Origin of the sequence: Roseivivax lentus, from assembly GCF_900156805.1 — a bacterium.
Lineage (GTDB): Bacteria > Pseudomonadota > Alphaproteobacteria > Rhodobacterales > Rhodobacteraceae > Roseivivax > Roseivivax lentus.
Map to the genome: position 1 here is coordinate 1 of NZ_FTOQ01000030.1, position 13,361 is coordinate 13,361.

Annotated in this window: 12 protein-coding genes; 7 read left to right on the forward strand and 5 right to left on the reverse strand. The window is 57.8% G+C overall.

Annotated features, from left to right (window positions below; all coding sequences use genetic code 11):
* Window positions 1–72: 72 nt before the first annotated feature.
* Window positions 73–1,410, reverse strand: a complete 1,338-nt coding sequence (locus tag BW990_RS20645; protein WP_083950762.1) for a type I restriction-modification system subunit M — start codon at window positions 1,408–1,410, stop codon at window positions 73–75.
* Between the two features lie 537 nt (window positions 1,411–1,947).
* Here BW990_RS20645 and BW990_RS20650 point away from each other — a divergent pair.
* The 6 genes from BW990_RS20650 to BW990_RS20675 all read left to right on the forward strand — a co-directional run bounded on the left by BW990_RS20650 (window position 1,948) and on the right by BW990_RS20675 (window position 6,568).
* Window positions 1,948–2,133, forward strand: coding sequence for a helix-turn-helix transcriptional regulator (locus BW990_RS20650; protein ID WP_076451351.1), 186 nt, complete (start codon window positions 1,948–1,950; stop codon window positions 2,131–2,133).
* Window positions 2,134–2,246: 113 nt separating this feature from the next.
* Window positions 2,247–2,468 (forward strand): PC4/YdbC family ssDNA-binding protein, encoded by a 222-nt coding sequence (locus BW990_RS20655; protein ID WP_143526314.1) that lies wholly within the window; start codon window positions 2,247–2,249, stop codon window positions 2,466–2,468.
* Complete coding sequence (locus tag BW990_RS20660; protein WP_076451355.1) at window positions 2,458–3,348, forward strand: DUF7146 domain-containing protein; 891 nt, start codon at window positions 2,458–2,460, stop codon at window positions 3,346–3,348. The genes BW990_RS20655 and BW990_RS20660 overlap by 11 nt, the downstream gene beginning before the upstream one ends.
* Window positions 3,345–4,835, forward strand: a complete 1,491-nt coding sequence (locus BW990_RS20665) for a YfjI family protein (RefSeq protein WP_076451357.1) — start codon at window positions 3,345–3,347, stop codon at window positions 4,833–4,835. The genes BW990_RS20660 and BW990_RS20665 overlap by 4 nt, the downstream gene beginning before the upstream one ends.
* 608 nt (window positions 4,836–5,443) lie before the next feature.
* Window positions 5,444–5,806, forward strand: coding sequence for a hypothetical protein (locus tag BW990_RS20670; RefSeq protein ID WP_076451359.1), 363 nt, complete (start codon window positions 5,444–5,446; stop codon window positions 5,804–5,806).
* Window positions 5,807–6,106: 300 nt separating this feature from the next.
* Window positions 6,107–6,568, forward strand: coding sequence for a hypothetical protein (locus BW990_RS20675; protein ID WP_143526315.1), 462 nt, complete (start codon window positions 6,107–6,109; stop codon window positions 6,566–6,568).
* A 25-nt stretch (window positions 6,569–6,593) separates the two neighbouring features.
* Here the strand turns inward: BW990_RS20675 and BW990_RS20680 are convergent, their stop codons facing one another.
* From BW990_RS20680 to BW990_RS20690, 3 genes are all read right to left on the reverse strand, one after another.
* Window positions 6,594–8,699, reverse strand: a complete 2,106-nt coding sequence (locus BW990_RS20680) for a hypothetical protein (RefSeq protein WP_076451363.1) — start codon at window positions 8,697–8,699, stop codon at window positions 6,594–6,596.
* 17 nt (window positions 8,700–8,716) lie between these two features.
* Entirely contained in the window at window positions 8,717–9,070 is a 354-nt protein-coding gene (locus BW990_RS20685) for a hypothetical protein (RefSeq protein WP_076451365.1), read from the reverse strand.
* A gap of 61 nt (window positions 9,071–9,131) precedes the next feature.
* Window positions 9,132–10,829, reverse strand: a complete 1,698-nt coding sequence (locus tag BW990_RS20690; RefSeq protein WP_076451367.1) for a hypothetical protein — start codon at window positions 10,827–10,829, stop codon at window positions 9,132–9,134.
* A gap of 434 nt (window positions 10,830–11,263) precedes the next feature.
* On the opposite strand from BW990_RS20690, the gene BW990_RS20695 reads away from it, so the two are divergent.
* The gene (locus BW990_RS20695; protein ID WP_076451369.1) at window positions 11,264–12,202 is read left to right on the forward strand and encodes a S66 peptidase family protein; all 939 of its coding nucleotides are present in this window, start codon (window positions 11,264–11,266) and stop codon (window positions 12,200–12,202) included.
* Here BW990_RS20695 and BW990_RS20700 read toward each other — a convergent pair.
* The gene (locus BW990_RS20700) at window positions 12,199–12,864 is read right to left on the reverse strand and encodes a hypothetical protein (RefSeq protein WP_076451371.1); all 666 of its coding nucleotides are present in this window, start codon (window positions 12,862–12,864) and stop codon (window positions 12,199–12,201) included. The two genes, BW990_RS20695 and BW990_RS20700, sit on opposite strands and share 4 nt — an antisense overlap.
* Window positions 12,865–13,361: the final 497 nt, after the last annotated feature.

Genomic DNA, 13,361 nt, shown 5'->3' on the forward strand with positions numbered 1-13,361 from the left:
CCCCGACGAACTCCGTCAGAGGCAAGGTTCCACATGGGTCAAATCTCAGTGACAATTCCGACTGCTGCCGGGTCAGTTCTCGGTGACATCCAACACATGCTCGGCCAGCAGGTCCGCGCTGCCGACCTCAAGCTCCACCGCCTCGCCCCGGTAGAGGCGCACGACGTTCGATAGGAACTCGATCTGTTCGGGAAGGAAGTCCCGGTGGGCGCGGTCGATCTGGCGGTAGAGGGACCGGGCGTCGAGGAACAGAACAGTGTCCTCCCGCTCCGTCCCGCGCTTGCCCTTGTCGAAGAACCACAGGGTGCAGGGCAGCGTGACCGTGTAGAACATGTTCGGCCCGACCGAGACGATGACATCGGTGCTGCCATCCTCGATCAGCCTTTGCCGGATCAGCTGCTCGCTGCCCCGCGCATCGCCCGCCGAGTTCGCCATGACGAAGCCCGCGCGTCCCTGATCGTTCAGCGCCGCATGGAACATCTGTATCCAGAGGTAGTTGGCGTTGTCGGGCTTGGGGATACCGAAGGGGAAGCGCCAGTCACCCTCAAGGTCTTCCTTCCGGACGCCCGAGACGTTGAAGGGCGGGTTGGCCATGACGAAATCGAAGCCGTCGCGCTCCTCGAAGACCCTCGGGAAGAGCTGCTTGATGTCCGTGGCGTAGGTGTTCGCCTCGCGCACATCACCAGACAGGCCGTGGACGGCAAGGTTCATCTTGTTGAGGTTGACCGTGACGCGGTCCTTCTCGACCCCGTAGATGCTGATCTCGCTACTCGGGGTCTTGCCGTGTCGCTCCACGAAGTCGGCAGACATCACGAACATGCCCCCCGAGCCGCAAGCCGGATCGAGGATGCGCCCGTGATAGGGCTCGATGATCTCGACGATCAGCTTTACGATGCTTTCCGGCGTGTAGAAAACGCCGCCCTTCTGGCCCTCCTTCATGGCGAAGTTGCCGAGGAAGTACTCGTAAACCTTGCCGAAGGCGTCCCCGGAGAGGTCGATTGGCGCGAGGAGGCGGATAAGTTCGACCAGCACGTCGTTTCCGAGGTCGGTATAGGTCTGGGGTAGAGCGCCGGATAAGTCGGGGTTGTCCTCCTCTATGGCCTTCATGGCCTCATTGATCGCCTTGCCGATGTCGTCGCTCTCGGTCAGCGATTGAAGGTGGCTGAAGCGAGCCTCGGGGCGCAGGAAGATCACGCCCTCGGCGTCGTAGTCGGCCTTGCTGATCTTGCGCCGGTTGCCCGACCCAACCGGCCCGATCCGCCCCTCGGCTTCGGCAAACCGCTTTTCCGCATAACGCAGGAAGATCAAGCCCAGTACCGGCGTCGAGAATTGGCTGGGCTTGAGACCGGTATTTGCCCAGAGCTGGTCTGCCGCCGACCACAGGCGCTTTTCGACGTCGCTGTTCACCATCTTGCCGGTCCTTCAAGGCATGTCATCCAACTCGATGATAAACATGCGAAACCTTCGAGTGCCAGATCACGGTTGAGTTTCGGTCGATCATTTGGAGATGAACAACATCAGAGGGGTAACCGGATCAAAATCTCTCTTTCAATGTCAACATTTATCAACAGGCAAAAAAGCTCCTTCAGCCTGTAAATAGGCCCTGGTGGGATTGCGGTGCCACAAGCTGGCAGCATGTGATTTTCTGGAAAGGTCGGAGGCGAGATCGCTCGTTGGGTCAGACTGATCGACTGACGCTGCAATGTGCTGCTACATCCGCTACAATCGCTACATTAAAGTAACTTTACCGATCCAAAATATTGCAAGCAGCAATATGTGGTAGTGGCTTCAAAAGTCACGCACATATGTTGCGTTATGCTTCGGCGCGTGCTATTGCCCGTCTAACGCGCATGACGTGCGTTCGCAGCCCCAAGTTGGGGCGTTCCCTTCGGGGGCGAACGACGTCATGCGCGTTTGTCGTCCTCGATCAGCATAAGGACGACAGCAATGCAGACATACCTCACCCTTGAAGACGTCAGCATCAAGCTCGGGAACCGGTCACGGTCCTCGATCTATAAAGATATTGAGGCCGGTCGCTTGCCCAAGCCGATGAAGCTTGGTGCGCGGATCTACTGGCCCGAGGATGAGCTCGAAGCGCACCTCCGCGAGCAGCGCGGAAGCGGTGCAGCCTAGTAAAAACCCCGGCGCTTTGAGGGCGACCGGGGCGTAAAGTACTTGCTCGCACTCGTACAATACCCCTCATCGGGACGCTTCTCAAGCGCCTCCATTTTATGGAGATGCTCGCGATGGTTATCGCTGAAATGAAAAAGAACAGTCGCGGAAAACTCGTCGTGATTCGCGAGCTTTTCAAGGGCCACGATGTCGTTGGCGTCCGCGCATTTATCGACCCCGGCAATGACGAAATGCTCCCCTGTGAAGAAGGAATCGCTATTCGCGCAATTTTGTTTCCGGAGCTCACCGACGTTCTGGATGAAGCGCTTTGGCTTGGAGGGTCCGATGCAGATTAATGCAAAAAACCTGACCCAAGAGCTTGGTGGGATTTGGTACGGCACCTACGGAGTTGCGTCATGCCCTCTCTGTCAGCCGGAGCGCCGTAAAGGACAGAATGCCCTCACGTTGGCCGATGGTGATGCCAAGCTACTGCTCCATTGCAAGCGGATGCATTGCGGCTTTCGTGATGTTCTTGCGGCCGCTGGCGTGAACGGCGGAGACTACAGGCCGCCTGATCCGGAGATAGCTGCCCGCCGAGAGACGGAGCGCTTGGCCAATGCAACAAAACGGGCCGTCCAGGCCGAGCGGTGCTGGAAAGAAGCGCAGCCGATCGTCGGCACCATTGCGGAAACGTACCTCAGGAAGGCGCGCGGGATCAGCTGCTGTTTACCGACATCGCTGCGTTTTCATCCGGAATGCTGGCATGGAGCGACAGCGTCGAAACACCCCGCGCTCGTAGCGTTGGTGGAGGGCGGCGATGGCTTCGCGGTACATCGCACGTACCTTAGCGCAGATGGCGGCGGTAAGGCGCGTCTCACTCCGTCAAAGGCGATGCTAGGCGCGGTCTCTGGCGGCGCTGTGACGCTTTCCAAGGCGGCTCCGCGGCTTGTGGTTGGAGAGGGCATCGAAAGCACGTTGTCGCTGCTGTGCGGGTTTCTGGAAGGCTCTGCGACGGTATGGGCTGCGCTCTCGACATCCGGCCTGCGTGGGCTGCGACTCCCGACTGCTCCGGGGAGACTGACCATCGCGCAAGATGGCGATGCGGCTGGGCGCGAAGGTGCACACGCGCTGGCGCAGCGTGCTTATGTCGCGGGCTGGCGCGTTGGTATCCTCGACCCTGGTGATGGAGCCGACTTCAACGACATCCTTTCGACCGGAAAGGCGGTGCGGGTATGAAAACGCAAGCCAAATTGAACGAAATCGGTTTTGCACCCGAGAGCCCTCAACCGTTACTGCGGGAACCTGCTCCCGGCGAAGCCTATCCTGTTGGCCATCTGGGGCCGCTACGTGCGGCTGTAGAAGCCGTTCAGGGGGAGACGCAAGCTCCTGTGGCGTTGGCTGCGGCCTCTGCTCTGGCGGTGGCTTCACTGGCGGTGCAAGGGCACGCGGATGTTGAGGCCTTGGGCGGACAAACCCCTTTGTCGCTGTTCTTGTTGACGGTTGCCGCCAGCGGCGAGCGAAAGACCGCCTGCGACAAACGCGTAATGCGAGGGCTCCGCGTCTTCGAGGCCGAACAGGGCGAGAAACATACCGCTGCGCTTAAGACGTGGCGTCGAGAAACAGAGGTATTCGACGTCCAAAAAAAGGCGATCCTGAGAGATATGGGAAGCCAAAAGTCTGAAAAGGCAACGGCGGCTCGTGCGGACCTCGAAGTCTTGGGTGAAGAGCCCAAGCCGCCTTTGCTGGCTGACCGGACATGTTCCGAACCGACTCTGGAAGGTATCTTTCGAGCCTTTCTGAATGGACAGCCTTCCCTTGGCCTTTTCTCGGATGAGGCCGGGCAATTCCTTGGAGGCTTTGCCATGTCTGCCGACCACCGTGTGAAAACACTGGCAGGGCTCAACAAGCTGTGGGACGGAGCTGAAATCCAACGCACTCGCGCAGGAGATGGCGTTTTCACGCTTCGCGGTCGGCGCATGGCACTCAACCTGATGTCGCAGCCTGTCGTCATGCGCGACTTTCTGTCCGATCGGATGGCAGGTGGGCTGGGCTTCTTACCTCGCTGCCTGATTTGCGAACCGACTTCGACCATTGGAGTTCGCTTCCACGCCAACACTCGGCAGGATACCGGCGCGCTTGAGGCATTCGAAGCGAAATTAAAGCGGAGATTGGCCCACAACATGCCGACCGCGCAGGACGGGCAGACGCTTGAGCCCCGCCTGCTGCCGCTTACCCCCGACGCTCGCAAGTTGCTGGTGCAATTCGCTGATACAATCGAAGCGAAACAGGCCCCTGGCGCCGCCCTCGCGCATATGACCGGGTATGCTTCGAAAGCCGCAGAACAAGCCGCGCGCATCGCGGGCGTATTGACGCTGTGGCGCGACATCGATGCCCCCGACGTCACCGCGCAGGACATGTGCGACGGCATTACCCTTGCGCAATTCTATCTAGGTGAAGCGGTGCGGTTGGCCGACGCCGCAACTGTGTCAAAGGAAATCGAGCGTGCCGAAACCTTGCGGCAATGGTTGCTGGAAGGCTGGCCGCATCCCAACGTGATGGCACGTGACGTGGCGCAATACGGACCCTCATGCCTTCGCGTTACCAAAGAGGCCCGTGAAGCGCTGCGGCTGCTGGAAGACCACGGTTGGATTACCCCGCTCGACCGTGGAACCGTAGTGCGCGGCGCCGCTCGCAAGGAAGCATGGGCAATCGAAACGGCGTAGGCAATGTGGTTCGATATGACTAATTTGTTCAAGGAAACTGAGGGCGGGCACAAGCCCGCTCCCGACTTTTGCGCCCCAGTACTTCTGATACACCGCTCGGCCTCGTAGCGAATGTAGCAGCCTCTCGCGGGTCTGCGAACCTCAACCAGAAACGCCCAGCACCTCGCTGACTGTAGCACATGTAGCGGAAGTAGCAGGCTCACAGCCACAGCTGCTGGATGCAGAAACGTCGAAAAGCGATCCGCACGACATGGCCTGTGGAGCGGTCCGGGTTTTCCGGACATTGCGGCGGCTGATCTAAGGTGTATCCGGGTACGGTTTCATGCCGCCAATTTCCGATCTCGAACGGTCTAGCACGCCGCCCTTGGCATTCGCGGCTCAACGGTGTTACGGGGCCAATCGGTATTGGGTCAAACCAGCCGTGAACTAACACCAATCGTATGACTGTCAGTGTTCATGATCTCGGGCAGTCCAAACTCGGCAATGGCTTCTTTTAACGCTTAGACACAAAAGTCGGATTGCATCGTGCTCGACAGTTGCCGGCTCAGCACCTTACGTTGCGCTAGCGCTCTGTATACGTAGAGCGAAGAATGGAAGGAAGCTGAACGATGCCCCTGATGTGGACACCACCGGGCGCGGACCCAATAGTGCAGTCGGTCCTGATGGACAAAGCGGTTCCGCTGACGGCACGGGAGTATCTGGACAAGCTGGAACAGAAGCTCAACCGGATGGCGCGGGAAGCGGACGATCTGGCGACGGAGGCACTGGCGGACTATCTGGCGGAACGCGGAGCGGAGCCAGCGGAGACGGCCAGCGCGATGATGGAGCAGGCACGGGAGACCAGCAACCTGCCGGGGGCGCTTCTGCCGCAGGGGGTGTTTCCGGTGACAGCGGCGCAGGTGAAGCCGGAACGGATGCCGATGCCGGGGATGCTGGAGTTTCTGGGGGGTCTTCGGGGAATGGGGCACTAGTGTTCTACACCTGACATAAGAATCTTTGTGGGAGCATCGTGTCTAGCAATCGCTCGACATCCCTGAAAAAAATATCAGATGACCGCTCCGAGCCCTCTCTACCAGTTTGGCCGCGTGCGTCGAACGGCCGCTTCCGCTGTCAGGCACAACCGTGCCAAAACCACATAAGTTTTGCCTCACGGTTCTGTCGCGGCTAACCTCATGAAAATGCTGAGGCCTGTAGGGCCGGACAGAAACCACCGTTTTCGCCCATTCAGGTATCATTGTACGCAATCTTGGGCCAAGCATTATGAGTACACGATGACACCGAAGAAGTTCTTTGCGATATGCAGACAGGCATCTAGTATTCTAGTCACTGTGTTTCATCGTGATCATACTGCAAATCGCACTACTTTATCTGTCATCGTTTCCGCAATGATGGCCGCGATCCCTGCTGTTGCATTAGGGCAGGAACCACAGATCAAGATTGCTCAGGCTGGCCAGAACATTACCGTCTGGGATGGCTGGAACGTCACGGCGACAATCTTTCTGAAAATCGATGGGGGTTCTGGCGACGATTGTATCAAGCTTTGGTGGATCACGATGGGTGTAAACTCCGACTCTTGGGAGGTCTGCAATCAAACTGAGGTGAAAGCCTTTCTGCCGCTCATTTACGGCGAACTGCGTGCTGGAAGCTTCGCCAGAGAGACTGCAGTCGCTGTCAGCGATGATGCATCTGTCGCGTACAACTTCGAACTCTGCAATCGAGTCATCGATTGCTAAGCTGTTCATCAGGGAACAGCACAGCTCAGATTGGCACGAGAAAGGTGCGCGCGTAACGCAAGATGCCAAAGGCCGAACGTGCGCCATTGTCAGCCTGAGTGTCCACCACAACGGTGTCCTTTGGTGATTTGCGTACCACGATGTTGCCACGCATCACCTCGTGATGTTCCGAATGCACGGCAAAGCCCGCACGGGTGTCACGCGCCACAAAGCAGTTAGGCGCATAGCTCCGCCCCGCCTTGATCGAGGTGCGTCCGTTAGCGGTGCGTGTGGTGATGGCGGTCGCGTTGGTCCTGAGCAACAGCGTGCCTGGACCCTCTGCGTAATAGACGAGTGCACGTCCGAAGATCAGACTGACGAGGTTGAAGTTCAGCAGCGGTTTGATGCGGGTCTTGTCGCTCATGCCTACGAAGTGCGAGAATTCGAATATCACGCGTTCGTCAGTGCGCAGAGTCCACTCCACAAGGCTGGCGGGCGGCGGCAGATCCAGGCTGACCGTATCGCTGCAGTTGGATAGGTCGATGCGCTGCATGCGCCATGCCCTGTTCGTTATCCGCGACAGGATTGCGGTGAGCGGCATCGGGATACGCCCGCTGCCGGGCGAGTTGGAAACAACTGTGTCCCGTGTCACGAAGAGTACGTCGCGCCGGTTGCGCCCGAAAGTGAGAGCACCCCGTGCAGAGAGCCGTGTGTCGCCATGGCTGTGCGGCACTGCACCGTCTTCGAGCTTGGCCACGATGCCCCATGTCGGATGCAAGACCACACGCCCCAGGACAATCAGGTAGGTCTTGAGGAGCACAAGCAGCGTGTAGAGAAAGAGCAGTGTACTGAGAATCTGAAGGGTGGCAAAGGTATGACCGATGCCTGCGATCGAGCGCTCGCGGTAAGCCACGAGCATGGTATCGATCTCCGCAACAGCGCGGGTACGGAAGGCGTCGGTGCCACGGCCCGCCTCGGCTTCGGCACGGTCGAGTTTGGCCTTGAGTTTGTTCAGCGCGCCCTCTCGCATACCTTGATAGATCGAGTTGGCCATTGATTTGGCGAGGTTCATCACGTGGCAGCCGATGTCATACCAGCGACAGTTTTTCGTTTGCGTGCCTGGCGCCCGGATGGGCAGCTGGTCACGTACGAAATCATATGTCTCCTGGGCGGAGTTGCGGACAAGCTGATTGACTTGGGTTTGGGTGGCAAGCGAGCGAGCCTCCAACTCTGCCCGCCAGGCGCGGACTTGTTCGGTCTGAATGTGCACCAGTGTGGCTTTCAGACCGATCGGCTCGGCCGGCGCAGGCACCGCCGTTTGGGCAATTATGAAGTCCGCGGCCGCCTGATCGGCAAAGCGCCACATCACCGAATAGCCTGCAGTCAGTACTGTAAAGATCGCCAGCATCGGAAGCCATAGGCGGAAGGCCTTGATCAGCCCTTTGCCCAGGAGGCCATCCACCCGCAGGTGCATTAGAATGGCGTGGTTGTCAGCGTAAGCCTTCACCACAACCCGCGCAGCTAAAAGCGTGAGGATCACACCGATGAGAATTGCAGGGTTCGGTGCGAAGTCTGTGTAGAGCTGCCCGACCAGCGACGGCGCGCGCCAGCTATCACTGGCGTTTGAGAGCAGCGCAATACCGATGGTTTCGTAGAAAAGCACCGCCAGGAAGCTGGCAAAGCCGGCGCCGAAGATGTGGCCTCGAACAAGAAAAATTCCCATAGAGGTGATAAGGGCAAAGCCCAGCCCGCTCGCTGCAGCCCAGAACGCCATGGAGGCCTGCGGATCACTCGGACGCGCGCTGCAACCAGTGATCAGAGGCACTAATTGGAGCGACAGGCCCAAGGCGAGGGCCAACGCCAGCGCCCGATCGCGCAGGACGAAGGCCACGAGACTGCCCAGGGCCAGGAGTGCACCAAGGTGGCTGAGTGCCGGTAAGGGCAACCCAAGGCTTGCGAACAGATCGCCGGTGGCTGTGGGCAGCAGGAAGCAGCCCGTGCCCTGGATCACGGTCCATGGGTTGAGGGTCGTGGCGCCCAGGATCGGGATCCACGAGAAGAAGACGAGCAGCCAGAGTGCTTTCACAAGCGGCTGTTTTGACGTGACACCAAAGGCTATGCCCTGGGGGTGGTTCGTAGTTGAAGCAGACATTGGAATCTCCTCTTGGATTACAGTGCGTGCGAGGGAGAGGGAGATCGAGGACGGGGCTGGGCGCCGCCCCACAACGGTGCGAGCAGACAGCGCAGTCCACGCGCGAAGGCACATCCCAAGATCACTAACGCGGACAGAAGCAACGAGACCACGAGTGCAAAGATCACGCCCAGTAGGAACCATTCGAACTGGTCTACGAGCAGCAGGTTTATGAAGTTGCGCATGTAGACCGAGGCACCAAGCGGCTCGAGCACGACGCCGGTCAGCCATTCAGAGGTGGAAAAGAAGGTGTCGAAGGCGCCGGACGGATCGACGATGCGATAGGCGTAGAGCCCTGCTGCTACGGTGCAAAATGCGAAACGTGCGATCATGGCTCGGGTCCTCTTTCTGCCATTGGGAAGGACAGGCCGCGCCAGCGGCCTGTCCGATGGATTATGCCGCGACGCGTATTTTTGCGTTCGGCAGGAGGCCTTCGTTGCGCACGGTATCGATGGCCTCACGGAAGATCGCCTCGTGCTTTTCACGAGTGTTGCGAGTCAGGCGACGGGCACGCGGGTCGGACTTATAGGCGTCCACGATGCGCTCGATCCGTGCGGGCACCAGCTCATCAAGCGAGGCTTCCATGGCGCTACCGAAGTACTTGCTGAGCGTATTCAGCTTTTGCGTGGTCCAGACGCGGGGCTTCTTGCGACGCTGCTGCTGCAGAAAGCTGGCGAGCGTGCCTTTGTCCTCGGGCTCGGGCATCATATCCGCGACGTGCTTGAGCCGGTTGATCAAGCGCCATTGGGCGGGCGGGATCCAGACGGTCACTGCACGGCGTTTCTGGGCTAGTGCCGCTTCGCGAGCGCGCGCCGAGCGACCAGGGCCATTGGGGGAAAGCAGCACCGCCAGGCCGCTGACATTGAGCGCCATACCGTCGGACGTGAGGAAGGCAGTGGTCTGGCCAAGCTGCGATTTGCTGGCACCCTCGGGCAGGGAGACCACGAGCCCAAGGAGACGGTCGAAGCCCAGGAGCCCCTTGCCATTGCCCTGCAAAGTTTCGACCACACCAGAGATACCTTTCTCGAACCCGTTGCGCTTGAGACGCGCTTTCAAAGCCTCGACCATCGGAGTGTAATGATAGATCAGGTCGGGGTCCTGGTCCGGACGACGACTTTCGACGCGCAGGATCAGGAGGATTGCGAAGATCAGATCGACCGTGATCGCCAGACCCAATGCAAGACGCTCTTCCGCGGTGAGTGGAGCGCCGGTCAGGAATTTCTCGACCAGAACCATGGCATAGACTTTCGCGCCATTCTCGCCGGCCATGGGGTTGTCCTGCGCATTCGGAAGGGGGTCGGGTGAAAATGCATCAACCTGTCCCGCAAGTGCCTGCAGCTTGGCCTCGAAGCCCGCCCAGCGACCACGATGACCGCCACCGTCACTCAGCGTTGCTTCACGGTCAGTCGCAGTTTCAATCCAGTCACTCGACCTGGTGGCCAGGGAGCTTTCGGCGACCGCAATCATCGGAGCGCGCAGACTGTTCTGGAGCGACTCGAGCGTTGGTGCCTCTTCGGCGACCGCAAGTGCTGTCGCCAGTTCTGTTTCCAGCGAGACCAGTTCGGTCTGCATCGCTGCAAGCCAAGCTTCCATCCAGACCCAAAACTCATAACGTGCGCGAGGGATTGCCGCTTCGGCCTCGATATTCGCGCGCGCGTCGGTCCGCATGTCGACGACGACTTCACGCATGCTCGTGAGCTGATTGGCGTTTTCAAGTGCGACTTCAATGGCACTGTTACGGTTCGCGACAAAAACAGAGTCGGCCTGATCTTGGGGCAGATTCATGAAGTTCGCCCAGAAGGCGATGGCGAGCACAACTGAAACTGCAGTCATGATCGCATAACCCATCAGGTATAGGAGCCGCGTACGAAGATGCACGATGTAGATGCTCAGCGAGATGGTCAGGAAGACAGCCATGAGCGCCTGCACGAGGGCAGAGGCAGTCACCGCGAGAAGGACGGCAACGATTGAGTAACCCTCTTCCGTTCCCTGGGTGACGAATTGGGCGAAGCCATCCTTGGTTCCCCACCAGGACACCAAGCCCATGGCAAAGACCAGCAGGGTCTGTTTCTTGGCACTAATGCTCAGCATGCGATTTCTCCTTGTCGAGGGCGGCTTGGGCAAAAGGGACCCAAAGTGGTTTCAGCGACGAGGCTCAGCCGCGCCGTCTGATCAAAACCTGACATCACCGCATGGACAGTGCAGCGCATCGACCGGGAGGTTCCGACCACATCCGTGTAAAATCATCCCTGTTCGGCCAACTTGGAAAGCAAGGGCAGGAAATCGAGAAAGCTAGGCGTCTAAAAGTGGCAAAGCTGCCCACAAAAGACCTTGAAGACGGCAGTTAAAATACAGGTCTTTATCTTAGGGAACTTGACCAGCCACCTAGGGGCAAACTGTCCGAAATTTCCCCAACATGGACAAACATATCCCTCACACTTCCCACACTGATTTCCTAGTATGTATGAGCTGCCTCCAGAGAAGAGGTGGAACATAGGCAGAAGTTTCCAAAGTAAGGAGCTGTAATGCGTCCTCTAGCCCCAGGTGACACTATCGGCATCGTTAGCCCAGCCTCTGCGGCTCAGGGAACGGTGTATGAAGACTTCTCGCGGATTGCCGAAAGCCGCGGATACTCAGTGAAGGTGTTCGGAGAAACCGAACCGACCTTTGGACGTATGACAGGAAGCGACAGAAATCGAGCAAACAGTCTCATCGCCGCATTCGAAGACGATGAAGTTACTGCTGTCATCTGCGCACGCGGTGGATATGGCAGCGGAAGGTTGCTGTCTCACCTCGATCCCAGTCGAGTTAAGAACAAGATTTTCGTAGGCTATAGCGATATTACCAACTTGCTCGTCCACCTCAATACGATGTGTCGGATCACGACGTTTCACGGCCCTATGGCCGCAGATCTGGCCGGCAAGAATGACCCAGATACCATGCGCTGGCTATTCTCGTTCCTTGAGGGCAAGCGTTTGGCCTACGATTTGAGCACGAAGGATCATCGTGTTTTTAGATCTGGTGAAGCTTCCGGCATGGTATTCGGTGGGAATATCTCAACCTTAGAAACGCTCATAGGCACTGAAAGCTGGTCAATGCCAGAGGGGGCAATCCTATTCCTAGAAGATACTAACGAGTTCATGTATTCGCTGGATCGTTCTCTGGTGCATCTTCAGAGAAGTGGTGTGTTTGAGAAAGCCAGTGCGATTATTTTTGCGGACCTACAGCTGAAAGATGCCAGTGATCGAGACAACTCGATCGGCTTTTTGCTCGAGGAGTTACTCGAGATCCACTTCGGCGATTTTTCAGGCCCAATAATATTCGACGCCCCGTGCGGACACACACAACGACAGATGACCATCCCACTGGGTGTTCAGGCGCGCTTGGAAGCGGCTCATGATGGGTCAAGACTTGAGTTTGAGAACTTTTGGAACTGTCACGTACCAAGCATTCTAGCTGCCTAGCTAGGATCAAATGCACGCTTGGAAAATGAGCCGTAGCTTTTTGAGATAAGGCGCAACTCATCACGAGCGCCTTCGTGCCAGACACGATCTTTTGGGTGTGATCCAACACAGCGCGCCAGCTCGCGCATATCCGGCTGGCCTTTGCACCTTTCTACGTAAACCGGAGATGTCACAGGGTAGTAGCCAAACCTGGAGTCTTCATTGATACCTAGCAGGATTCCCTTGAAATGAGGTGGCGGTCCGCCGCGGAGCGCTGTGGCAGTGATCAGCCGTGTGAAACCTTTGCCCGTATCTCCGATGAATTGCGTGACTGATGTTCCCGGCGGAATAGAAACGCTCCCTTCAAACTCGTAGCTGAAGGTTTTCCCATCATCCCTCTTGTTGACCTGCTTGTCGCGCCACTTTAGGTGACTTGCCGAGTCATCCCAGAAGATTTCGAATGCGCTGCAGATAACTCGGTCATCGTAGTCATATGAGTTCCTAAACAGGTAGTAGTGACCGATGTAAGGCTCGAAGTGAGCTTTGCCGTAGCCGCCAAGATGGATCGGCGCAAACGCGTCAACGGGAGTTGCTCTCGAAGCCCGGTTGCCCTCGAACTGATCGCTGATACGCAAGCTGAGAACGTCAGCTATGGACTTCAGCGACACGGGCCTGACCACCATTCCTTTACGCAACCTATCTACCGTTTTTCGATCAACCCCAGCCTTGTTGGCTACCCATTCCGATGAAACCCCTCTCTCCAAGATCTTTCTGTCAGTGTCTTTTCCCAGTTGTGCCCAGTCGATTGGCATCGCTCAAGTACCCTCTATCGCAGTGTGAACATCAGCAAGAGTACCTTCTATTGGGGCGCCAGCGTGAGGCAAAAATCATCCCGCGAAATCTCTTAGGTTTTCGCCGGGGGGTTTGGCCGTGACAGAAACGACCGTTTTTGGCGCATGGGTTCTATCAGGGGGTTTGTGTCCCGTGTGCGGACGAAGCGGCATTTGCTGCGCTAAGCCTGAAACTCCGTTTTCATTATCACGCCCCCTATCACCTACACGATCTTGCGCTAATGGCGAGGTTTCCTAGAGCGGGTTGCGAGCTTTCTGATTCAGGATTCCCATGAGGCTTGATTTGTGATTCCCTATCTGCATGGCAGATATGGGGGTTGGAGATGGGC

What these genes read in the sequence shown, in the direction of transcription:
- BW990_RS20645 (WP_083950762.1), bottom strand. Translation starts at nt 1,410, where the DNA reads ATGGTGAACAGCGACGTCGAAAAGCGCCTGTGGTCGGCGGCAGACCAG.
- BW990_RS20650 (WP_076451351.1), top strand. Translation starts at nt 1,948, where the DNA reads ATGCAGACATACCTCACCCTTGAAGACGTCAGCATCAAGCTCGGGAAC.
- BW990_RS20655 (WP_143526314.1), top strand. Translation starts at nt 2,247, where the DNA reads ATGGTTATCGCTGAAATGAAAAAGAACAGTCGCGGAAAACTCGTCGTG.
- BW990_RS20660 (WP_076451355.1), top strand. Translation starts at nt 2,458, where the DNA reads ATGCAGATTAATGCAAAAAACCTGACCCAAGAGCTTGGTGGGATTTGG.
- BW990_RS20665 (WP_076451357.1), top strand. Translation starts at nt 3,345, where the DNA reads ATGAAAACGCAAGCCAAATTGAACGAAATCGGTTTTGCACCCGAGAGC.
- BW990_RS20670 (WP_076451359.1), top strand. Translation starts at nt 5,444, where the DNA reads ATGCCCCTGATGTGGACACCACCGGGCGCGGACCCAATAGTGCAGTCG.
- BW990_RS20675 (WP_143526315.1), top strand. Translation starts at nt 6,107, where the DNA reads ATGACACCGAAGAAGTTCTTTGCGATATGCAGACAGGCATCTAGTATT.
- BW990_RS20680 (WP_076451363.1), bottom strand. Translation starts at nt 8,699, where the DNA reads ATGTCTGCTTCAACTACGAACCACCCCCAGGGCATAGCCTTTGGTGTC.
- BW990_RS20685 (WP_076451365.1), bottom strand. Translation starts at nt 9,070, where the DNA reads ATGATCGCACGTTTCGCATTTTGCACCGTAGCAGCAGGGCTCTACGCC.
- BW990_RS20690 (WP_076451367.1), bottom strand. Translation starts at nt 10,829, where the DNA reads ATGCTGAGCATTAGTGCCAAGAAACAGACCCTGCTGGTCTTTGCCATG.
- BW990_RS20695 (WP_076451369.1), top strand. Translation starts at nt 11,264, where the DNA reads ATGCGTCCTCTAGCCCCAGGTGACACTATCGGCATCGTTAGCCCAGCC.
- BW990_RS20700 (WP_076451371.1), bottom strand. Translation starts at nt 12,864, where the DNA reads ATGGTGGTCAGGCCCGTGTCGCTGAAGTCCATAGCTGACGTTCTCAGC.